20 protein-coding genes, 1 pseudogene and 1 riboswitch are annotated in these 19,447 nt (G+C 66.6%); of the genes and pseudogenes, 6 read left to right on the forward strand and 15 right to left on the reverse strand.

Annotated elements, in window-relative coordinates:
- A pseudogene (locus BST47_RS14315) lies at positions 1–262 on the reverse strand (hypothetical protein); the annotation flags it as partial.
- Between the two features lie 71 nt (positions 263–333).
- The gene (locus tag BST47_RS14320) at positions 334–954 is read right to left on the reverse strand and encodes a carbonic anhydrase (RefSeq protein ID WP_083126506.1); all 621 of its coding nucleotides are present in this window, start codon (positions 952–954) and stop codon (positions 334–336) included.
- On the opposite strand from BST47_RS14320, the gene BST47_RS14325 reads away from it, so the two are divergent.
- Both BST47_RS14325 and BST47_RS14330 read left to right on the forward strand, forming a co-directional pair.
- Positions 953–1,822 carry an iron-sulfur binding domain-containing protein gene (locus tag BST47_RS14325; protein WP_083126198.1) on the forward strand — a complete coding sequence of 290 codons (870 nt, stop codon included), beginning with the start codon at positions 953–955 and terminating at the stop codon, positions 1,820–1,822. The two genes, BST47_RS14320 and BST47_RS14325, sit on opposite strands and share 2 nt — an antisense overlap.
- Before the next feature lie 13 nt (positions 1,823–1,835).
- Entirely contained in the window at positions 1,836–3,194 is a 1,359-nt protein-coding gene (locus tag BST47_RS14330; RefSeq protein ID WP_107528971.1) for a bifunctional lipase/adenylate cyclase LipJ, read from the forward strand.
- A 2-nt stretch (positions 3,195–3,196) separates the two neighbouring features.
- Here the strand turns inward: BST47_RS14330 and BST47_RS14335 are convergent, their stop codons facing one another.
- Positions 3,197–4,183: a helix-turn-helix domain-containing protein gene (locus BST47_RS14335; RefSeq protein ID WP_083126199.1), complete on the reverse strand. Its 987-nt coding sequence runs from the start codon at positions 4,181–4,183 to the stop codon at positions 3,197–3,199.
- 71 nt (positions 4,184–4,254) lie between these two features.
- Between BST47_RS14335 and BST47_RS14340 the strand changes: the two genes are divergently transcribed.
- Positions 4,255–4,509, forward strand: a complete 255-nt coding sequence (locus tag BST47_RS14340; protein WP_083126200.1) for a hypothetical protein — start codon at positions 4,255–4,257, stop codon at positions 4,507–4,509.
- Here BST47_RS14340 and BST47_RS14345 read toward each other — a convergent pair.
- On the reverse strand, positions 4,483–5,253 hold the full coding sequence (locus tag BST47_RS14345; protein WP_083126201.1) for an alpha/beta fold hydrolase: 771 nt from the start codon (positions 5,251–5,253) through the stop codon (positions 4,483–4,485). The genes BST47_RS14340 and BST47_RS14345 overlap by 27 nt on opposite strands.
- 25 nt (positions 5,254–5,278) lie before the next feature.
- Between BST47_RS14345 and mhuD the strand changes: the two genes are divergently transcribed.
- Complete coding sequence (gene mhuD, locus BST47_RS14350) at positions 5,279–5,599, forward strand: mycobilin-forming heme oxygenase MhuD (protein ID WP_083126508.1); 321 nt, start codon at positions 5,279–5,281, stop codon at positions 5,597–5,599.
- Positions 5,583–6,932 carry a serine hydrolase gene (locus BST47_RS14355; RefSeq protein WP_234809714.1) on the forward strand — a complete coding sequence of 450 codons (1,350 nt, stop codon included), beginning with the start codon at positions 5,583–5,585 and terminating at the stop codon, positions 6,930–6,932. Before mhuD ends, BST47_RS14355 begins: the two co-directional genes overlap by 17 nt.
- Positions 6,933–7,068: 136 nt before the next feature.
- On the opposite strand, the gene BST47_RS14360 is transcribed toward BST47_RS14355, so the two are convergent.
- The 6 genes from BST47_RS14360 to lysS form a co-directional block, all read right to left on the reverse strand.
- Positions 7,069–7,620, reverse strand: a complete 552-nt coding sequence (locus tag BST47_RS14360) for a histidine phosphatase family protein (RefSeq protein ID WP_083126204.1) — start codon at positions 7,618–7,620, stop codon at positions 7,069–7,071.
- Positions 7,617–8,420, reverse strand: a complete 804-nt coding sequence (locus BST47_RS14365; protein WP_083126205.1) for a CbtA family protein — start codon at positions 8,418–8,420, stop codon at positions 7,617–7,619. The genes BST47_RS14360 and BST47_RS14365 overlap by 4 nt, the downstream gene beginning before the upstream one ends.
- A 25-nt stretch (positions 8,421–8,445) precedes the next feature.
- Positions 8,446–8,661, reverse strand: a complete 216-nt coding sequence (locus BST47_RS14370; RefSeq protein WP_083126206.1) for a CbtB domain-containing protein — start codon at positions 8,659–8,661, stop codon at positions 8,446–8,448.
- Between the two features lie 5 nt (positions 8,662–8,666).
- A riboswitch (adenosylcobalamin (AdoCbl) riboswitch) is annotated at positions 8,667–8,790 on the reverse strand.
- A 97-nt stretch (positions 8,791–8,887) separates the two neighbouring features.
- Complete coding sequence (gene clpC1, locus BST47_RS14375) at positions 8,888–11,428, reverse strand: ATP-dependent protease ATP-binding subunit ClpC (RefSeq protein ID WP_083126207.1); 2,541 nt, start codon at positions 11,426–11,428, stop codon at positions 8,888–8,890.
- Between the two features lie 266 nt (positions 11,429–11,694).
- Positions 11,695–12,036 (reverse strand): histone-like nucleoid-structuring protein Lsr2, encoded by a 342-nt coding sequence (lsr2, locus tag BST47_RS14380; RefSeq protein ID WP_083126208.1) that lies wholly within the window; start codon positions 12,034–12,036, stop codon positions 11,695–11,697.
- Positions 12,037–12,160: 124 nt separating this feature from the next.
- Positions 12,161–13,669, reverse strand: a complete 1,509-nt coding sequence (gene lysS, locus BST47_RS14385) for a lysine--tRNA ligase (protein ID WP_083126209.1) — start codon at positions 13,667–13,669, stop codon at positions 12,161–12,163.
- A gap of 23 nt (positions 13,670–13,692) precedes the next feature.
- Between lysS and BST47_RS14390 the strand changes: the two genes are divergently transcribed.
- A complete protein-coding gene (locus BST47_RS14390; protein WP_083126210.1) occupies positions 13,693–14,928 on the forward strand; it encodes an alanine racemase in 1,236 nt (411 codons plus the stop codon).
- Positions 14,929–14,937: 9 nt separating this feature from the next.
- Here the strand turns inward: BST47_RS14390 and BST47_RS14395 are convergent, their stop codons facing one another.
- The 5 genes from BST47_RS14395 to BST47_RS30705 all read right to left on the reverse strand — a co-directional run bounded on the left by BST47_RS14395 (position 14,938) and on the right by BST47_RS30705 (position 19,431).
- Positions 14,938–15,753: a type III pantothenate kinase gene (locus BST47_RS14395; RefSeq protein ID WP_083126211.1), complete on the reverse strand. Its 816-nt coding sequence runs from the start codon at positions 15,751–15,753 to the stop codon at positions 14,938–14,940.
- Positions 15,754–15,757: 4 nt separating this feature from the next.
- The gene (gene panD, locus BST47_RS14400) at positions 15,758–16,165 is read right to left on the reverse strand and encodes an aspartate 1-decarboxylase (RefSeq protein ID WP_083126212.1); all 408 of its coding nucleotides are present in this window, start codon (positions 16,163–16,165) and stop codon (positions 15,758–15,760) included.
- Positions 16,165–17,100: a pantoate--beta-alanine ligase gene (panC, locus tag BST47_RS14405; RefSeq protein WP_083126213.1), complete on the reverse strand. Its 936-nt coding sequence runs from the start codon at positions 17,098–17,100 to the stop codon at positions 16,165–16,167. The genes panD and panC overlap by 1 nt, the downstream gene beginning before the upstream one ends.
- On the reverse strand, positions 17,097–18,017 hold the full coding sequence (locus BST47_RS14410) for a Rossmann-like and DUF2520 domain-containing protein (protein ID WP_083126509.1): 921 nt from the start codon (positions 18,015–18,017) through the stop codon (positions 17,097–17,099). The genes panC and BST47_RS14410 overlap by 4 nt, the downstream gene beginning before the upstream one ends.
- 88 nt (positions 18,018–18,105) lie before the next feature.
- A complete protein-coding gene (locus tag BST47_RS30705) occupies positions 18,106–19,431 on the reverse strand; it encodes a DUF6779 domain-containing protein (RefSeq protein WP_083126214.1) in 1,326 nt (441 codons plus the stop codon).
- Positions 19,432–19,447 lie beyond the last annotated feature (16 nt).

Consider the following 19,447-nt stretch of genomic DNA (forward strand, 5'->3'; position numbering starts at 1 on the left):
GGGTGGGGGTCGGCGGTGGGGCATTCTGCGCCGGCGGCACGACCGGGGTCTTGACCTCGGGGTTCTCCCCAGGCAATGGCGTCGCAGCAGGCGGGGCTGGCTGTTCGGCGGCGGTGTTCTCGGTGCCGCCCGTGGACTTGATGATCACGACAGAGAGGGCTGCGATCACGCCGATGACGATCGCCGCAACGCCCAGCGCCAGTGCCCTGCGGCGCCAGTAAATCTGTTGGGGTAGTGGGCCCTGCGGTTCTAGATCCAGCACAATTCACACGGTAAGGCCGGGTTATGCCTGTTCGTCCGAGGTCGCCCGGCGTGTCGCGAGTGAGCCTGGACTCAGCTTTCGCCGATGTCGCCGAGATGGTCCCGCAAAACCACGCGGCCGTCGGCCAGTTGGTAGGTCAGGCCGACGATCGCCAAGCTGCCCGCCGCGACACGTTGGGCGATGGCGGTCGATCGGGACATCAGCTGCGCGCCGGTCTCCGTGACGTGCCGGGCCTCGAACTCGTCCACCCTGCTCAGTCCCTCGCGGCGGCCCGCCAGGATCGACGGCATCACCCGTTCGACTATGTCACGCACGTAGCCGCCGGGCACCACACCGTCGTCGAGCGCCGAAAGTGTCGCCTTCACCGCACCGCAGCTGTCGTGACCGAGGACGACGATCAGCGGCACATTGAGCACCGTGACCGCGAATTCGATCGAGCCGAGCACCGCAGAGTCGATGACATGACCGGCGGTGCGGACGACGAACATGTCTCCGAGGCCCTGGTCGAAGATGATCTCGGCGGCCACTCGGCTGTCGCCGCAGCCGAACAAGGCGGCGATCGGCTTCTGCGCGGCGGTCAGGCTCGCTCGGTATTCGATTCCCTGGCTTGGGTGCTCAGGCTTACCCGCGACGAACCGCTCGTTACCCTCTTTGAGTGCTTTCCACGCGGTCACGGGGCTGGTGTTGGGCATGACCGACATTGTGCCCCAGCTGCTCGATTGGTACCGCACCGAGCAGCGCGATCTGCCGTGGCGGCGAACCGCCGTCTCGCCGTGGCAGATTCTGGTCAGCGAATTCATGCTTCAGCAGACACCGGTCGCGCGGGTCGAGCCGATCTGGCTGGCGTGGATCGAGCGCTGGCCGACCCCGTCGGCGACCGCGGCCGCGAGCGCGGCCGATGTGCTGCGCGCGTGGGGAAAGCTCGGCTACCCGCGCCGCGCCAAGCGGCTGCACGAGTGCGCGACGGTGATCGCCACCGAGCACGACGACGTCGTGCCGTCGGACATCGAGACGTTGCTGACCCTTCCCGGCGTCGGCACGTACACCGCAAGGGCCGTTGCCTGCTTCGCCTACCGCAAGCGGGTGCCCGTCGTGGACACCAACGTGCGCCGGGTGGTGGCCAGGGTGGTGCACGGACGCGCAGACTCCCCGTCTTCGGTTCGCGATCTCGACGACGTCGCGGCGCTGCTGCCCGATAGTGCCGACGCGCCAACGTTTTCGGTGGCGTTGATGGAACTCGGAGCGACGGTGTGCACGGCGCGCACACCCCGGTGCGGGCTGTGCCCGTTGAGTGTCTGCGCGTGGCGCTCGAGAGGTTATCCGGAGGCGGCAGCGCCGGTGCGCCGGGTTCAGCGTTACGCCGGGACCGACCGCCAGGTGCGCGGCAGGCTACTGGATGTGTTGCGCGGCAACGACTCTCCCGTCCCCAGGGCCCAGCTCGACATGGCGTGGCTGAACGACACCGCGCAGCGGGATCGTGCGCTGGATTCGCTGTTGGTCGACGGGCTGGTCGAGCAGACCGCAGACGGGCGTTTCGCACTTGCCGGTGAAGGCGACTAGTTAGCCTGGTGCTGTGGCTGTGACCGGTTCGGGGGCGCCGCGGACTCGCTACGCATCGCGCGGCGACTTGGACATCGCGTACCAGGTACTCGGCGATGGTCCCGTCGACGTCGTCGTCATGCCCGGCCCGTTCGTCCCGATCGACTCCATCGACGCCGAACCCTCGATGTACCGGTTTCACCGGCGACTGGCGTCGTTCTGCAGACTGATCAGGTTCGACCACCGAGGCATGGGCATGTCGTCGCGGATCGGAGCCGACAAGATCACCCCGGCCTGCTGGGCAGAGGACGTCGTCGCCGTGATGGATGCCGTCGGCTCGGAGCACGCCACCGTGTTCGCGACCGGGTTCTCCGCGATGAGTGCACTTTTTCTGGCCGGTGATCGCCCGGAGCGGGTATCGAAGTTGGTCATCGCCAACGGTGCCGCGCGAGCGCTGTGGGCACCCGATTACGAGCCGGGATCGCGCGCGACTGCGGCGAGCCCGTTCACCACCGTTGCGGTCGAACCCGATGCCGTCGAGCGGGGATTCGACGTCTTGGCCCTAGTGGCGCCGTCGGTCTCCGACGACATCGCGTTCCGGACCTGGTGGGACGCCGCGGGCAACCGGGCGGCCTCACCCAGCATGGCCCGCAGGTCGAGCCAGGCGCTGGCGGAAGGCGACGTGCGGGAGAAGCTGCCACACATCACGGCGCCGACGCTGGTGCTGCATCGCAGGGATACCGCCTTTGTTCCGGTCGGCCACGGCCGATATCTGGCCGAGCACATTGCGGACGCCCGCTATGTCGAGTTGCCGGGCGCGGACTCGCTGTACTGGGTCGGCGACAGCTCGCCGATCCTCGACGAGATCGAAGAGTTCGTCACAGGTTCGCGCCGCGGCGCCGAATTCGAACGCGTCCTGACCACCATCGTGTTCACCGACATCGTCGGGTCGACTCAGCGCGCGGCCGCCCTCGGCGACGACCGGTGGCACGCGCTGCTCGACAACCACGACACCGTCGTCCGTCGCGAGCTCGAGCGGTTCCGGGGCATCGAGGTCAACACCGTCGGCGACGGCTTCGTCGCCATGTTCCCCAGCCCCAGCGCGGCCATCCAGTGCGCGTCCGCGGTCGTCGACGCGGTGCGCCAACTCGGCATCGAGGTGCGGGTGGGCATCCATGCGGGGGAGGTCGAGGTGCGCGGTGACGACATCGCCGGGATGGCGGTGCACATCGGGGCGCGGGTGGCGGGGCTGGCGGGCGCGAGCGAGGTGCTGGTGTCCTCGACGGTGCGCGAGATCGTGACGGGATCACGACTGGCTTTCGACGACCGAGGCGAGCATGACCTCAAGGGTGTGCCCGGCCGATGGCGGGTCTATGCGCTGGTGCGCGAATAGCGTCAGGCGGTGGCCGCTTCCTCGTCGCCGGAATCGCTGTCGGTGCAGCAGAACCTGCGCCGGTAGTCCGACGGTGTGACGCCGATGATCCGGCGGAAGTGGTGCCGCAGGAGCGTCGCGGTGCCGAAGCCGGATCGCTCGGCGATCCGGTCGATGTCGAGATCGGACTCTTCGAGCAGGCTGCGGGCGTAGAGCACGCGCTGATCGGTGACCCACTGCATCGGCGTGCGGCCGGTTTCCTCGACGAACCTGCGCGCGAATGTGCGCGCCGACATGTGCGCACGGGCGGCAAGGCTGGCGACCGTGTGCGGCTGGTCGAGGTTGCCCAGGATCCAGTCGAGTTGGGGCGCAAAGCGTTCCGAGCATCGCACCGGGATCGGTTGATCGATGTACTGCCGTTGACCGCCGTCGCGCTGCGGTGGCACCACCATCCGGCGCGCGATCTTGTTCGTGACCTCACTGCCGAGTTCGCGGCGAACCAGATGCAGGCACGCGTCAATACCCGCCGCGGTCCCCGCGCTGGTGATCAGATTGCCGTCATCAACGAACAGCACATTGCGATCGACCTTCGCGGTCGGATACTGGCGGGCCAGGTCGTCGGCGTGCATCCAGTGCGTGGTGCAAGGCCTGCCGTCGAGCAGCCCCGCGGCGCCCGCGACGAACGCGCCCGAGCACACCGTCAGGATGATCGACCCGGAGTCGGCGGCAGCTTTCACCGCCTCAAGCGCCGCAGGTAGGTAGTCCGATCCGCCGATCGCGGGAATGGCCACCAGGTCCGCTCCGACAAGGTCGTCAAGGCCGTGGTCGGGGGTGATCGTCGCGCCGACAGAGGTCCGCAGCGGCTTGCCGGGTTCCGGCCCACAGACCTTGAAATCGAAATTGGGCACGCCCTCCGCCGAGCGGTCGATGCCGAAAACCTCGCAGATGACGCCGAACTCAAAAATCGCTAGACCGTCCAGCACCAGCGCCGATACGCTCTTTATTGCCATGGCAGCATTTTATCCTAAGGTGTCCTTCCTGCCACTGTTGGCGGAATATTTGTGAGCGGAGCATTACTGCCATGACCACTGCACTCACCTTCCTCATCCTGATCGCCCCCCTGGCGGTGGCAGTGGCCCTCAGCTGGGCCGCTCATCGCTCCGGATCGCTGCGGCTGCGACTCGACCAGTTCCGGATGGCCGGCCCCATGACGGGTCGGTACTTCGAGGACGACCGCGACGCCTTCCGCATCGACCATGACGCCGACGCCGTGCGCACGCGCTTCGAGCAGCACCCGTTCTGGCCCTCGTCAGGGTCGCTGAGCGAGGGTCGCTAGAAACGACTCGACCGCGTCTCGATAGATCTGCGGCGCATCGTCGTGAATCAGGTGGCCGGCGCCGGGCACGTGCAGATACGTCGTCCGGTGGCCTGTTTCCGCCATTGTGCGCATCTGTCCCGGCGGCGTGACGGAGTTACCCGCCTCCAACAGCAGCGAGGGCACCCGCACCGTCGACCACTGCTGCCAGTAGTCGCGGGTGCCCCACTCGGCGGCGATCTCGATCCACGTCTTCGTGTGCCCGTGCAGCCGCCAACCGGTGTCGGTCTTGTCGAACGCCTCGAGGAAGTACTGTCCGGCGACGGGTCCGAACTCGTCGTAAACCCTTTGCGCCGTGTTGAATTCGACCGGCAACGCATGCAGCCACGGTTCCCACGGGCCAGTCGTGCGGCCCCGGAAGTCCGGAGCCATGTCCTCCACGACGAGCGCGCGTACCAGTTCGGACCGGCTCGCCGCCAGACACCACGAGTGCAGCGCGCCCATCGAATGTCCGACCATGACGGCCGGGGCGCCCAGCGTCGCGATGGCGTCACCAAGGTCGGCGACGAACCGCTCGGTGCTGATCGGATACGGATCGTCGACATCACGACCGCGGTGCCACGGCGCGTCATAGGTGTACACCTGACCCAGCCGGGTCAGCCACGGCAGCTGCCGCGACCACGTGCTGCCTCGGCCCATCAAGCCGTGTACGAGGACCAGCGGCTCGCCGACTCCTCCTCGGGGCGTCAGCAGGTCGGGGGCCATGGGAGCGCACGGTAACCTGATCTGCATGTCCGCCCCAAACACCGTGGTGAAGATCAACGCAATCGAGGTACCGCCCGACGCCGGCCCCGAGCTGGAGAAGCGATTCGCGCACCGCGCGCACGCCGTCGACAACCAGCCCGGCTTCCTCGGGTTTCAGCTGCTGCGCCCGATCAAGGGCGAGGACCGCTATTTCGTGGTGACTCAGTGGGAGTCCGAAGAGGCGTTTCAGGCATGGGCGACGGGCCCGGCCATCGAGGCACACAAGGGACAGGCCGCCAACCCCGTGGCCACCGGCGCTTCGCTGCTGGAGTTCGAGGTTGTCCTGGACGTTGCTGGCAGTAAGTAGGGCGCGCCGCGCGACCGGTCCGCTGTCGGCCGTCGCGCTGGTCGTCGCGCTGGCATGCGGCTGTACCAACACCGCGGCGCCGGTCCCCACGGCCGACGCGACCTATGGCGTGCCCATCGAGATCAACACCCCCCAGGGTCTGCGCGCCAAACAGACCATCGACATGCTCAACTCCGAGTGGCCCATCGGCACGGTCGGGGTGCGCACACTGGCTGCCCCTGAACAGGTCAACGAGGTGACATCCGCCATGGGCAACCTGTGGTTGGACCGCCCGATCACGGTCGCGGGGATCGACATCGGAGCCGGGCAGGCGACCCTGCACGTGCTGACGTCATACGGTGTCGCACAAGACATTTCGCTGCGCACCAACGATGCAGGACTCGTCGACCGGTTCGAGGTGTCACTGGAAGAACCCCAGATCAACACGTGGCAGGACGTCGACACCGAACTGTCGAAGACGGGCGCGCGGTATTCCTACCAGGTCTCGAAGGTCAACGACGGGAGATGCACGACGGTCGCGGGCACGAACGTCGATCTCTCGCTGCCGCTGGCGTCGATCTTCAAACTGTATGTGCTGCTTGCGGTTGCGGAAGCGGTGAAGGCGGGCACGCTCGAATGGACGGACCCGCTCACGATCACCAAAGAGGCCAAGGCCGTCGGATCCGCTGGGCTTCAGGAGCTCGCGCCCGGTGCGCAGGTGTCGGTGCGCAAGGCCGCGCAGGAGATGATCTCGGCGAGCGACAACATGGCGACCGACCTGCTGATCGCGCGCCTCGGCCCCGGTGCGGTCGAGCGTGCGCTCGTCACCGCGGGCCATCACGACCCGGCGAGCATGACACCGTTTCCGACCATGCACGAGCTGTTCTCGATCGGCTGGGGTCAGCCCGACCTTCGTGAGCAATGGAAGCAGGCCTCTCCACAGGTTCGCGCGCAGCTGCTCGAGCAGACGAATTCCCGCCCGTTCCAACCAGACCCAGTCCGTACCGGCACTCCGGCATCCGAATACGGCGCCGAGTGGTACGGCAGTGCGTCCGACATCTGCCGCGTACATGCCGCTCTACAGGCCGCCGCGGTCGGTGAAGCCGCCCCGGTACGAGAAATCCTCTCCGCAGTTCCCGGGATTTCGCTGGACGAGTCGAAGTTTCCCTATATCGGCGCCAAAGGCGGAAACCTGCCCGGGGATCTGACATTCAGCTGGTACGCCGTCGACCGCACCGGCCAGCCGTGGGTGGTCAGCTTCCAGCTGAACTGGCCCCGCTTTCGCAGTCAGACCGCCGCGGGCTGGCTGTTGTCGGTAGCGCACAAGACATTCGGCTTGATTCCAGTGAGCTAGATCCACACGAATGGAATTGCAATGGTTGTCAGCCGCGCCTCAGACGCCGACGCAATGTCGCGCTGACAGCCCCGCCGCGGCTATATATGCACGGCCACGCTCTCAGGCCGACATTGTGATCCGATGACGCACGACACTAGCGGTTCGACCGCAGTGTCCAGGCGTGTCCGCGGAAATGCAGGACCGTCCGGCTCGCCGGTGCAATATCGATGCGCCAGAACGACTTCGGCGGCGCGTCCAGAGCGATCACGATGGCTGCGCGGATCACGGATGGATGCGTGACGGCGACCAGCCGGGCCCGATCGGCCGTCAGTGAGTCCATCCAGCCCTTGACGCGGTCGATCAGGTCGACGACGGACTCGCCACCGTGCGGTGCGCGTGTCGGGTCCGTCAGCCAGATCGCGAGATCCGCCGCATCGACCCTGCCGAGGACGTCACCACGCCAGCGGCCGCAGTCCAGATCCGCCAGCCGGGTGTCGATACCTGCCTGCAGGCCAAGCAATTCCGCGGTTTGCCGCGTCCGCTTCTCGGGTCCGCAGTAGGCCCGCTCGGAGACGCCGAGTTCGATCGAGGAGTCGACCTGGCGATGACCGACAGCGTTCAGTGGCTCGTCGGTGGCGAACCGTCCGGCTGCCATCGCATCGGTCATGGCGTGCGATACGAGGGTCAGCCGGACGACCTCACTCACACCGAAACAGTGTCCCGTCGCTTATCGCCGAGCATCTTCGCCGCCATCGCACCGAAGACCAGACCGATCGTCAAGTAGATGACCAGCTGGTTCCCGAACGAGAACAACCGGAAGTCGTAGAGGAGGTCGGCGGGGAAGCCTTCGTAGACGATGTTGCCCGCGTCATCGAGCAGCGGACCCGGGGTCTCGTCGATGGTCGGCAGCACGAGCATCACGATCGCGGTCGCCGCGATATACGCACCGGCGGCCGCCAGCATCGCGTTCCAGACACCGAGCTTCGCGTTGAGCCGTCGGCCGAGGTAGACCGCCGCAACCAGCAGTGCCGCGGACAACGCCACCATCAGCAGGTACAGCAGCGTGCGCTGACGAAGCGTCTCGTCGAGGCTGAGCGCGGGCGGGCTCGGCGGGTACTTCAGCGCGGGCACGATGAAGACGCTCAGCAACATGCCGCCCGCGACGTACAGCGACAGCAGCCGGGCCGAGATGTTGCCGACCCGGCCGTAGGCGACCGCGAAGACGACGGCGAACAAGGCGCCGATGGCGATGCTGTAGAGCAGCACTCCCAGCCCCATGCCGATGTTCATCTGAACGGCGCGGGTGAAGCCTTCGAAACCGCCGCCGCCGCCATGGTCATGTCCGCCCGTGGCACCGCTGAGCGCCTCGTGGGCGGCACCGATGCCGTCCTCGTATCCGATGGCCTGGTCGATCACGGGCTCGATGAAAATTCGGGAGAAGATGAACGACAGCACTCCCGCGGCGGCGCCGGCAAGTAAGCCACGCCAAATGATCTGCTTTTCCATTGTCTGTGGGGGTTCCTCTGCGCGATCAGTGGCAGGGGAAGCCGAGCAGATGTCGCGCGTCATGCACGAACTCGTGAACCATGGTGTTGTTTCCGAACACCGACGTGGCGCCCTGGTCCATCCCGATGAAATAGATGACCAGCAGCGCGAAGAATGCCGTGAGGGTCAGCCAGACTGCCGCCTTGGTGGCGGAGAAGTCGAGGGGCGTCGCAATACTCTTGCGGGCCTCAGGAGATGTCATTGTCAGGTCCTTCCCGGGATTTCGCGTCCCAGCTTCAGGTGTTGACGACGGACGTCGGGTCTGACTTCACAGTGGCGCGACCGTTCTGGATTCTCACCAGATTCCTTCGCCCGTCGATTACATCAGCATCCTAAGCAAACGGTCCAGCGTTCGGGCGTCCGGTCATCCATTCGCAACACAAAAGCCCCGAAACCGCATGGTTTCGGGGCCTTCGTGTCGTTGGCGATTACTCGACGCTCGTCGCGCCCGCGGCGCCGGCCTGAGCCAGGTCCGGCTCCTCGACCTTGGCCGGCTTCTTGGTGCCGACGAACGTGAAGACCGCGTCCTCGCCCGCGCCTTCGCCGTCCCAGTTGTCGACATCGACCTTGACGAGCTGGCCGGGACCGACCTCCTCGAAGAGGATCTTCTCGGACAGCTGGTCCTCGATCTCGCGCTGGATGGTCCGGCGCAGCGGCCGGGCCCCGAGCACGGGGTCGAAGCCGCGCTTGGCAAGCAGGGACTTGGCCTTGTCCGTCAGCTCCATGGCCATGTCCTTGCCCTTGAGCTGCTTCTCCACCCGGCCGATCATCAGGTCGACCATCTGGATGATCTCGTCGCGAGTCAACTGATGGAAGACGATGATGTCGTCGATGCGGTTGAGGAACTCCGGGCGGAAGTGCTTCTTCAGCTCGTCGTTGACCTTCTGCTTCATCCGCTCGTAGTTGTTCTCACCGCCACCCTGGGTGAAGCCGAGCCCGACGGCCTTGCTGATGTCGGACGTGCCGAGGTTCGAGGTGAAGATCAACACGGTGTTCTTGAAGTCCACCGTGCGTCCCTGACCGTCGGTGAGACGGCCGTCCTCGAGGACCTGCAACAGGCTGTTGTAGATCTCCTGGTGGGCCTTCTCGATCTCGTCGAACAGCACCACGGAGAACGGTTTGCGGCGCACCTTCTCGGTGAGCTGGCCGCCCTCCTCGTAGCCGACGTATCCCGGAGGGGCGCCGAACAGCCGCGAGGCGGTGAACCGGTCGTGGAACTCGCCCATGTCGATCTGGATGAGCGCGTCGTCGTCGCCGAACAGGAAGTTGGCCAGTGCCTTGGACAGCTCGGTCTTACCCACACCGGACGGGCCGGCGAAGATGAACGAGCCCGACGGCCGCTTGGGATCCTTGAGACCCGCGCGGGTACGCCGGATCGCCTTGGAGACAGCCTTGACGGCGTCCTCCTGGCCGATGATCCGCTTGTGGATCTCCTCTTCCATGCGCAGCAGCCGAGTGGTCTCCTCCTCGGTCAGCTTGAACACGGGGATGCCGGTCCAGTTGCCCAGCACCTCGGCGATCTGCTCGTCGTCGACCTCGGCGACGACATCGAGATCACCTGAGCGCCACTGCTTTTCACGCTCGGCACGCTGTGCGACGAGTTGCTTCTCTTTGTCGCGCAGGCTGGCGGCCTTCTCGAAGTCCTGCGCGTCGATCGCTGATTCCTTCTCGCGGCGCGCCTCGGCGATCTTCTCGTCGAACTCGCGAAGGTCCGGCGGAGCGGTCATCCGGCGGATGCGCATGCGCGCGCCTGCCTCGTCGATCAGGTCGATCGCCTTGTCCGGCAGGAACCGGTCGTTGATGTAGCGGTCGGCCAGGGTGGCCGCGGCCACGATCGCGGGATCGGTGATCGAAACCCGGTGGTGCGCCTCGTAGCGATCGCGCAGTCCCTTGAGGATCTCGATGGTGTGCTCGACCGTCGGCTCGCCCACCTGGACCGGCTGGAAGCGGCGCTCCAGGGCGGCGTCCTTCTCGATGTACTTGCGGTACTCGTCGAGGGTGGTCGCGCCGATGGTCTGCAGCTCCCCGCGGGCCAGTTTCGGCTTCAGGATCGATGCGGCGTCGATGGCGCCCTCGGCGGCACCCGCACCCACGAGCGTGTGCAGCTCGTCGATGAACAGGATGATGTCGCCGCGGGTGTTGATCTCCTTGAGCACCTTCTTGAGGCGTTCCTCGAAGTCACCGCGGTAACGGCTGCCTGCGACCAGCGAGCCCAGGTCAAGCGTGTACAGCTGCTTGTCCTTCAGCGTCTCGGGAACCTCACCGTGCACGATCGCCTGCGCCAGCCCCTCGACGACGGCGGTCTTGCCGACGCCGGGCTCGCCGATCAGCACCGGGTTGTTCTTGGTGCGGCGGCTCAGCACCTGCATGACCCGCTCGATTTCCTTCTCACGGCCGATGACCGGATCGAGCTTGCCTTCCATCGCGGCGGCGGTGAGGTTGCGGCCGAACTGGTCGAGCACCAGCGACGTCGACGGGTTGCCCGCCTCGCCGCCACGCCCGCCGGTACCGGCTTCCGCGGTCTCCTTGCCCTGGTAACCGCTCAGCAACTGGATCACCTGCTGGCGTACCCGGGTCAGCTCGGCGCCGAGTTTCACGAGCACCTGGGCGGCGACGCCCTCGCCCTCACGAATCAGGCCGAGCAGGATGTGCTCGGTGCCGATGTAGTTGTGACCGAGCTGCAGCGCCTCGCGCAGCGACAGTTCCAGCACCTTCTTGGCGCGGGGGGTGAACGGAATGTGGCCGGACGGCGCCTGCTGGCCCTGGCCGATGATCTCCTCGACCTGGCTGCGCACGCCCTCGAGCGAAATCCCCAGCGACTCCAGCGACTTGGCGGCTACGCCTTCCCCCTCATGAATGAGCCCAAGGAGGATGTGCTCGGTTCCGATGTAGTTGTGGTTGAGCATCCGGGCTTCTTCTTGAGCCAGGACGACGACCCTGCGGGCGCGGTCGGTGAATCTCTCGAACATCGGTGGTTACCTGCTCTCCATCATTGACTCGGCGCCCTGCACTTGAAGAAGTGCACCGCACCTGCCGTCCACTCTAATGGGCGGCGGACCAGCCCGCCCCGCCTCCCGGTCTGCTCTTAGCGGAACAGGGGCGCCGTCATTCGGCGAGGCGGCTGGTCTGTGGTGCCATTGGTGTCAACGTCCGGGCCGCCTGATTGTTTCCGCAGGGCTCTCCTGCGGGGTTCGCGGCCAGCGAACGGGCGAGATATTGCGAAGGCGCGAGTTATTTACGTTGCCGCATGGAATGCGTCGATGACGTCTGCTGGAATTCGCCCACGCGTGGACACATTGTGTCCATTGCGGCGGGCCCAGTCCCGAATCGCGGCGCTCTGCTCCCGGTCGATCGCCGCCCGTCCGCGGCCCGACCCCGCCGAACGTCCGCGGCGACGGCCGCCGACCCGGCGTCCGGCCTCGACCCATTGCTTGAGGTCATTGCGCAGCTTGGTGGCATTCTTCGAAGAAAGGTCGATCTCGTAGCTGACGCCGTCGAGCCCGAATTCAACTGTCTCATCGGCTCCGCCCTCGCCGTCGAAATCATCGACCAGCGTGACGGTCACTTTTTTCGCCATTAGCCCACTCTGCCCTTCTCGGGAGCAACCTTCATGAATTGATAAGTCTTGATCCCCCGACCCAATGTGCCATATTAAGACACCCCATTCAACATGGTCGGAAATCCGGCAAGTTCGGCTTAGATCAGCCGCCGTGACGTCGAACTATCGGGAACAGAACTGTCTCCCGAATCGACAGTCCCGTCAAAGCCATCAACAATCTATCGATGCCCATTCCAGTGCCAGTCGAGGGTGGCATCGCGTACTCCAGGGCCGCAAGGAAATCCTCGTCCAGCACCATTGCCTCGTCGTCACCGGCGGCGGCTGCACGCGCTTGGGCTTCGAACCTTTCGCGTTGGATAACCGGGTCGATGAGTTCGGAGTAGCCGGTCGCCAGCTCGATGCGCCGCACGTACAGATCCCATTTCTCGGTGACTCCGTCAATGCTGCGATGCGCGCGCGTCAGCGGCGTCGTCTCGACGGGAAAGTCCCTGACAAAAGTAGGCGCCCACAGGGTGTTTCCCACGGTGTGCTCCCACAACTCCTCGACCAATTTTCCGTGGCCGTAACCGCGGTCGCGTGGAATCTCGACATCGAGTCGATCGGCGATGGCCCATAAGTGTTCGGCAGGTGTATCCGGAGTGATCTCTTCACCAAGTGCTTCCGAGAGCGACGGATACATTTGTATTGACTGCCATTCGCCGTCGAGATCGTAGACACTGCCATCAGGCAATGGGACCTTTCTGGTGCCGATCGCCTCGTCGGCGACCTCCTGAATTATCTCCCTGGTGACGACTGCGGAATCGTCGTACGTGCCGTACGCCTGATATGTCTCGAGCATTGCGAATTCCGGTGAATGCGTCCAATCCGCGCCTTCGTTTCGGAACACCCGATTCAACTCGAAGACCCGCTCGAATCCACCGACGAGGCAGCGCTTCAGGAAAAGCTCCGGTGCGATACGGAGGTAGAGATCCGCATCGAGTGCATTGGAGTGGGTCACGAACGGCCGGGCCGCCGCGCCGCCTGCCAACGTCTGCAGGATCGGCGTCTCGACCTCGAGAAAACCGCGTCGTTCCAGCGCCGACCGCACCGCTCGGACTACGGCGACCCGCTGACGCGCGATGGTGCGGGCCTCTGGGCGCACGATCAAATCCACATAGCGCTGCCGCACTCGGGACTCTTCGCTCATCTCTTTGTGCGCAACAGGAAGTGGACGCAATGCCTTGGAGACAATTTGCCAAGAATCGGCGAGCACGGATAGTTCTCCGCGCCGCGAGCTGATCACCTCGCCGTGAACGAAAACGATGTCGCCGAGGTCGACGTCGGACTTCCACGCATCCAGCAACTCCTGCCCGACCTTGTCGAGGCTGATCATGACCTGCAGTTGCGTGCCGTCGCCCTCCTGCAACGAGGCGAAACACAGCTTTCCGGAATTACGGGCGAACATGACCCGACCCGCGACACCGACGACGAGGCCAGTCTCGGCGTTGGCCTCCAGGTCGGGGTAGGTCTCGCGGATCTCGGCGAGCGTGTGGGTGCGGTCGACCTCGACCGGGTACGGCTCGCGCCCTTCGGCCAGCAGACGTTCCCGCTTGCCCTGGCGGATCCGGTACTGCTCAGGGATGTCGGCTTCGGGCGGATCAGGTGCGGTCACGACTGGCCAGCTTAAATCAACTCATGAGCGCGCCCATCAACGCAGCGGCCGTCGCGGCTCTGGCCCTGGAGCCACTGGACTGGCGGTTCAAGGGCCTGCCTGCGTCGTGGTGGGGTCGCACGCCCGCCGACGTGTGCGCAGCGTCACCTCGTCTGTTCGGCGACGACGCCGTCGGCCCGGTCTGCGTGCTGCTCGCGGACGCGCTTTCGGCGAACCTCGCCACGATGGCGCAGTGGTGCAGGGAGCGCGGGGTCGAGTTGGCGCCGCACGGGAAGACGCACATGGCTCCTCAGCTGCTGGCACGCCAGTTCGAGGCGGGTGCGTGCGCGGTCACGGCCGCCACCGTCAGCCAGGTCCGGATCTTCCGTGCGTTCGGCGTGCGCGACGTCGTGCTCGCCAATGAGGTGGTCGACGCGGCCGCGCTGCGGTGGCTGGCCGCCGAACTCGACGCCGATGCCGACTTCGGCCTGGTGTGCTGGGTCGACTCGGTGCGCGGCGTCGAGCTGATGACCTCGGCGCTGACGGCGGCGGGCGCGGTACGGCCGGTGGATGTCTGCGTCGAGGTCGGCATGCCGGGCGGACGCACCGGGTGCCGGGACGCGGACGGCGTCGATACGGTGGCCCGTGCCGTCGCCGCATCGCCTCGGCTGCGGCTGATCGGCGTGGCCGGCTACGAGGCGGCGCTCGGACATGACGTGGCGCCCGAGGCCGTGGCGGCGGTCCGTTCGTATCTGGCCGACGTCCGTGCGGCGGTGCTGCGGCTGGCGCCGATCTTCGAAACCGATCGAATCTTCGCGACGGCGGGCGGCAGCACGTACTTCGACGCGGTCGCCGACGCGCTCACCGAATGGCCCGCGGATATGAGCGTGCGCACGGTCCTGCGTAGCGGGTGCTATCTGACGCACGACGACGGCCTGTACCGCCGCACGTCTCCGCTGCGGGAGGGGCTGCGACCGGCGTTGCGAGTGTGGTCTCAGGTGATGTCGCGGCCAGAACCGGATCTCGCGGTGCTGACGATGGGCCGCCGCGACGTGTCCTTCGACCAGGATCTACCCGTGCCCTACGGTTTGACGACGGCACGCGTGGTCAAACTCAACGACCAGCACGCGTACCTGCGCCTCGGCGACGACGGCGTGGAGGTCGGCGATTGGGTGGAGTTCGGAATCAGCCATCCGTGCACGGTTTTCGACAAATGGCCGATGATCCCCGTGCTCGACGAGGGCGGTCGCGTCGTCGACCTGATCCGTACGTTCTTCTAAAGCGGGTCGCTACCGCGCCTGCTTGAGGCGGCCCCGCTGACTGTCGCGGTTGCGCTCGAACACCAGCCGCAGTCCGTCGAGGGTCAGGTACTGGTCGTAATGCTCGACGGTGTGCAGGTCCGGCAGCACCAGGGGTGCCCCGTGCCCGGTGGCCACCACGGTGACGTCGTCGCCGCCGAACCCGTCGACATCGGCGCGGATGCGGTTGACCAATCCGTCCACCAGGCCCGCGAATCCGAACACCGCGCCGGCCTGCATGCACTCGACGGTGTTCTTGCCGACGACCGACCGCGGCCGGGTCAGCTCGACGCGCCGGAGCGCCGCCGAGCGTTCCGCCGCCGCATCGGATGACACCTGCACGCCGGGCGCGATGGCGCCGCCGAGGAACTCTCCCTTGGCCGAAACGACGTCCACGCAGATCGAGGAGCCGAAGTCGACGACGATCGCCGCGGTGCCGTACTTGTGGAAGGCGGCCAGGCAGTTGACGATACGGTCGGCGCCGACCTCCTTGGGGTTGTCCACCAGCAGCGGGACGCCGGTGCGCACACCCGGCTCGATGAGCACGTGCGGCACCGAGGGCCAGTACTGCTCGAGCATCAGGCGCACCTCGTGCAGGACCGAGGGCACCGTGGACAATCCGGCGGCGCCGGTGAGCTGCTCGGCGTCGTCGCCGATCAGCCCGTCGATCGTCAGCGCCAATTCGTCGGCGGTCACCTCGGATTCGGTGCGTATCCGCCAGTGGTGCAACACTTTTGCGTGATCGCCAGAACCCGACACCAGTCCGACGACGGTGTGGGTGTTGCGAACGTCGATAGCGAGCAGCACGAGATTACCGCGGCGACATCAGTTCGGCCGCATCGGCCGGCACGTAGGCGGCGTCATGACCGAGATCGATCTGCTTGTTGTCGGCGTCGACGAAGACCACCCGCGGCTGATAACTGCGCGCTTCGGAGTCCTCCATCGTGCCGTATGCGATCAGGATCACCAGATCGCCCGGATGCACCAGATGGGCTGCTGCGCCGTTGATCCCGATCACTCCGCTGCCGCGCTCACCGGTGATCGCATAGGTCACCAGGCGCGCTCCGTTGTCGATGTCCACGATCGTCACCTGCTCGCCTTCGAGCAGGTCGGCGGCATCCATCAGGTCGGCGTCGATGGTGACCGAGCCGACGTAGTGCAGATCGGCTTGGGTCACCGTCGCCCGGTGGATCTTGGATTTCAGCATTGTCCGTAACATCAATTCCTCCAGGGTAATTCGTGTTCGTCGTACTCGACGTTCGGACCGGGGCCGGACGGCAGTCCGATGTCGATGGCGATGTTGTCCAGAAGTCGGGTTCGTCCGAGCCGGCCCGCGACCAGCATGCGTGCCATACCCACTGACGGTGCCGGTCCCAGCATCGGGTCGCGCACCTCCAGGTAGTCCAGGTCGATGGCGGGCACCTCGTCGAGCACGGCGCGGGCCGCGTCCAGTGCGGCGGTCGCCCCCTCACCGGCCGCGTACATGCCCGCGAGCAGGGCCGCCGAAAGTGCCCCTGCCTGTTCGCGTTCGACGTCGTCGAGGTAGCGGTTGCGTGACGACATCGCCAGACCGTCGGGTTCGCGAACGATCGGTACACCGACGATTTGTGTGCCAACGTCCAGGTCCAGCACCATCTGCCGGATCAGTGTCAGCTGCTGGTAGTCCTTCTCACCGAAGAAGGCGCGGTCCGGGTGGACGATGTTGAGAAGCTTGAGTACGACGGTGAGCACACCGGCGAAATGTGTTGGGCGCGCTGCACCTTCGAGTTCGGCGCCGAGCGGGCCGGGGTGAACGGTGGTGCGCATGCCGTCGGGGTACATGTCCGTTGCCGTCGGCGTGAAGACGATGTCGACGCGTTCGTCGCGCAGCGCGGCGAGGTCGGTTTCGACTGTGCGCGGGTACGCGTCGAGGTCCTCATTCGCGCCGAACTGCAACGGGTTCACGAAGATCGACACCACCACGACCGCGCCCTGGACTCGTTTCGCCGAACGGATCAGCGTGAGGTGGCCCTCGTGCAGCGCACCCATCGTCGGAACCAGCATGATCCTGCGGCCGGTCGCCCGAAGCGCCCTGGTGACGTCGGAGACGTCCCGCGGCGATGAGTAGATGTTGAGTTCGCCCGTGTTGAATTGCGGCTTTCCGGTGGTGATCATCGGACATCTCCAAGCACGGCGAACACCTCGTCGGGGGCATGAGCACGCTGCGCGGTACGCAGGGAGTTAGCCCGATATGCCTGTGCGAGTTGAGGATCCACTTCTGTCAGCGCCTCCAGATGACGGGCGACCGCTTCGGCGTCACCCCGCGCCACCGGACCGGTCAGGGCGCCCTGGCCGCGCACCAACGCGTTCTCCAGCGACGCACGCGCCAGCGGACCGACGACCCGCTCGGCGATACCGCCGGGTGCCTCGCCGACGATCTCCTGCCCGAGCAGTTCCTGACCCCACAGTGCGGAGCGCAGCGCCTCGACCGCGTCGAGCACCACGGTGACAAGGTGGTTGCTCACATGCGCCAGCGCTGCGTGGTACAGCGTCCGGGCGTCTTCACGGATGCGGAACGGTTCGCCGCCGATCTCCAACACGAGCGACTGGGCGATCGCGTAGCCGATCTCGTCGGCGGCGGTGACCCCGAAGCACGCCTCGGACAGGCGCGCGATGTCCTCGTCCCCTCCGGTGAACGTCATGGCCGGGTGAATGGCCAGCGGTATGCAATCCTGTGCGGTCAGTGGCGCCAGCACGCCGATGCCGTTGGCCCCCGACGTATGCGCGACGATCGTGCCCGGACGTACCGCACCCGTGGCGGCGAGCCCGGAGACCAGTCCCGGCAGTGCCGCGTCGGGCACCGCCAGCAGCAGGAGTTCGGCTCGGCCGGCGACCTCATCGACCGGCAGCACTGCGGTGTCAGGTAGCCGACGCTGCGCCCGCTCGCGTGACGCGTGCGATATGGCGCTGCACGCGACGACGACATGCTCAGCCCGTTCCAAGGCGACGCCGAGCGCGGTACCCACTCGACCAGCGGAAATGACGCCGATCGTGAGCCGCGCAGGGCGGAATCCGTCAGAGGGGGTCCCCATGAAGTCCATGAAGTCGACCTCGCTGAATGTAGAGAGTTCTTCGTTCCGGTCCTGCGATGCGGGTACCGGACGGTCAAGAAAGCCTAACTCACTCGTCGCGGCGCCGGCGACGGCCGCCCCCGGACGGGGTCGCTTGCAACCGCGCGAGCAGGTCGGCCACCGACTGGCCGCCGGTCGCTTCGTCGTCGGAACTGCGGTGACGCCGCGACGTGGGCGGCTCGGGCTCGGCCTGGGGCGGCGGCTCAGAGGGTTCGGTGGCCAGGGCCGGCGACGGTGCTGGCCTGCCGGGGTCGACGGCCTCCGGCGGAGCCGAATGCTTGCCGCGCCGCGGCGACTCGGGCGGCGGTGTCGACATTGCGGGCTGCGAATGCGCAGCGTCGGGTGCGGGTGCGCGCCGTCGGCCGACGTACTCGCCGGGGGAGCCGTTATCGGCGGGCCCCTGCTCGGTCGGCGGCGGCGGTGGAGGCGTCGGTGGAGGTGTCGGCGACACCCAGTTGCTGCCCGGTGTCCCCGGCGGACTCCACCGACCCTCGGCCGGCGCGGGCCGCCATTCGGATACGGGCGCGGGTTCGGGGGCCGGGGGCGGTGGCGGTGGTGGTGGCTGTGGCGGTGGCGGCGCTTGCACAGGCTCCGGCGGCTTCGGGGGCTCCTGGGCTGTCGGCCAAGTGAATTGGGTGGTGCGTTCGTTGTCCGTGGGCGGCGGCACCGGTGACGCCGGCGCGTGCCGGCGGTTCTCCCGGTCAGCTTCCACACCCCGGCGATGTGCTCCGCCCGAACTCGCGGGCGCCACCCACTCGTCCTGGGGCGGATGCGGTTCCTCCGGCACGTCGATGATCGGGCTCTCATCGGTGTGGAAGTCGGCGTCGTCGCGATCCTCGGTGTCGATGCGGCTGGCGGTGACCCGGCCCGCGGTCTCGGGGGTGGGCGACCAGTCGAAGGACCGGGCGGTGGATCGGTCGTGCTCGAGCGCGGGCCGATGTGACAGGTCGGCGTCGAACAGGATCTCGAGGTTGGCGCGCAGCGCGGCCAGCTCGGCCCGGAGGCCCGCCACCTCGTCGGCGGCCTGCGCGCGAATTTCGGAGACCAGCTCACGGCGCAGTTGCGTCTCCACCGACAGCTCGTACTCCCGGCGTGCGGAGATCTCACGATCGAGCTGCAAGTCGTAGACGAGCTTGAGGTCACGGACCTTCGCCTGGTCGATATCGCTCTGTCTGCGATAGATGACCGATACGAAGGCCGCCACCACCGCGGCCCAGAGCGCCAGAATGACCGCGAGTTTCAGCAACTCCACCCGATCGGTGAAGACAAGGGCCGAACTGGACCCGATCGCGAGCACCAGCAACACCGTCAGCAGCACCCAACCCGGTCGGCGCGCGCTGCGCCGAGGCCTGGCGCTGCGTGCCGGTTCGGTCATGGGGCGACTGTACCGC

Origin of the sequence: Mycolicibacterium tusciae, from assembly GCF_002086795.1 — a bacterium.
In the GTDB taxonomy this organism is placed as follows: Bacteria; Actinomycetota; Actinomycetes; order Mycobacteriales; family Mycobacteriaceae; genus Mycobacterium; species Mycobacterium tusciae.

Coding starts and splice junctions, on each gene's coding strand:
- BST47_RS14325 (WP_083126198.1), top strand. CDS start 953: ATGACCGACATTGTGCCCCAGCTGCTCGATTGGTACCGCACCGAGCAG.
- BST47_RS14320 (WP_083126506.1), bottom strand. CDS start 954: ATGCCCAACACCAGCCCCGTGACCGCGTGGAAAGCACTCAAAGAGGGT.
- BST47_RS14335 (WP_083126199.1), bottom strand. CDS start 4,183: ATGGCAATAAAGAGCGTATCGGCGCTGGTGCTGGACGGTCTAGCGATT.
- BST47_RS14340 (WP_083126200.1), top strand. CDS start 4,255: ATGACCACTGCACTCACCTTCCTCATCCTGATCGCCCCCCTGGCGGTG.
- BST47_RS14345 (WP_083126201.1), bottom strand. CDS start 5,253: ATGGCCCCCGACCTGCTGACGCCCCGAGGAGGAGTCGGCGAGCCGCTG.
- mhuD (WP_083126508.1), top strand. CDS start 5,279: ATGTCCGCCCCAAACACCGTGGTGAAGATCAACGCAATCGAGGTACCG.
- BST47_RS14365 (WP_083126205.1), bottom strand. CDS start 8,420: ATGGAAAAGCAGATCATTTGGCGTGGCTTACTTGCCGGCGCCGCCGCG.
- BST47_RS14370 (WP_083126206.1), bottom strand. CDS start 8,661: ATGACATCTCCTGAGGCCCGCAAGAGTATTGCGACGCCCCTCGACTTC.
- clpC1 (WP_083126207.1), bottom strand. CDS start 11,428: ATGTTCGAGAGATTCACCGACCGCGCCCGCAGGGTCGTCGTCCTGGCT.
- lsr2 (WP_083126208.1), bottom strand. CDS start 12,036: ATGGCGAAAAAAGTGACCGTCACGCTGGTCGATGATTTCGACGGCGAG.
- BST47_RS14390 (WP_083126210.1), top strand. CDS start 13,693: ATGAGCGCGCCCATCAACGCAGCGGCCGTCGCGGCTCTGGCCCTGGAG.
- panD (WP_083126212.1), bottom strand. CDS start 16,165: ATGTTACGGACAATGCTGAAATCCAAGATCCACCGGGCGACGGTGACC.
- panC (WP_083126213.1), bottom strand. CDS start 17,100: ATGATCACCACCGGAAAGCCGCAATTCAACACGGGCGAACTCAACATC.
- BST47_RS14410 (WP_083126509.1), bottom strand. CDS start 18,017: ATGGGGACCCCCTCTGACGGATTCCGCCCTGCGCGGCTCACGATCGGC.
- BST47_RS30705 (WP_083126214.1), bottom strand. CDS start 19,431: ATGACCGAACCGGCACGCAGCGCCAGGCCTCGGCGCAGCGCGCGCCGA.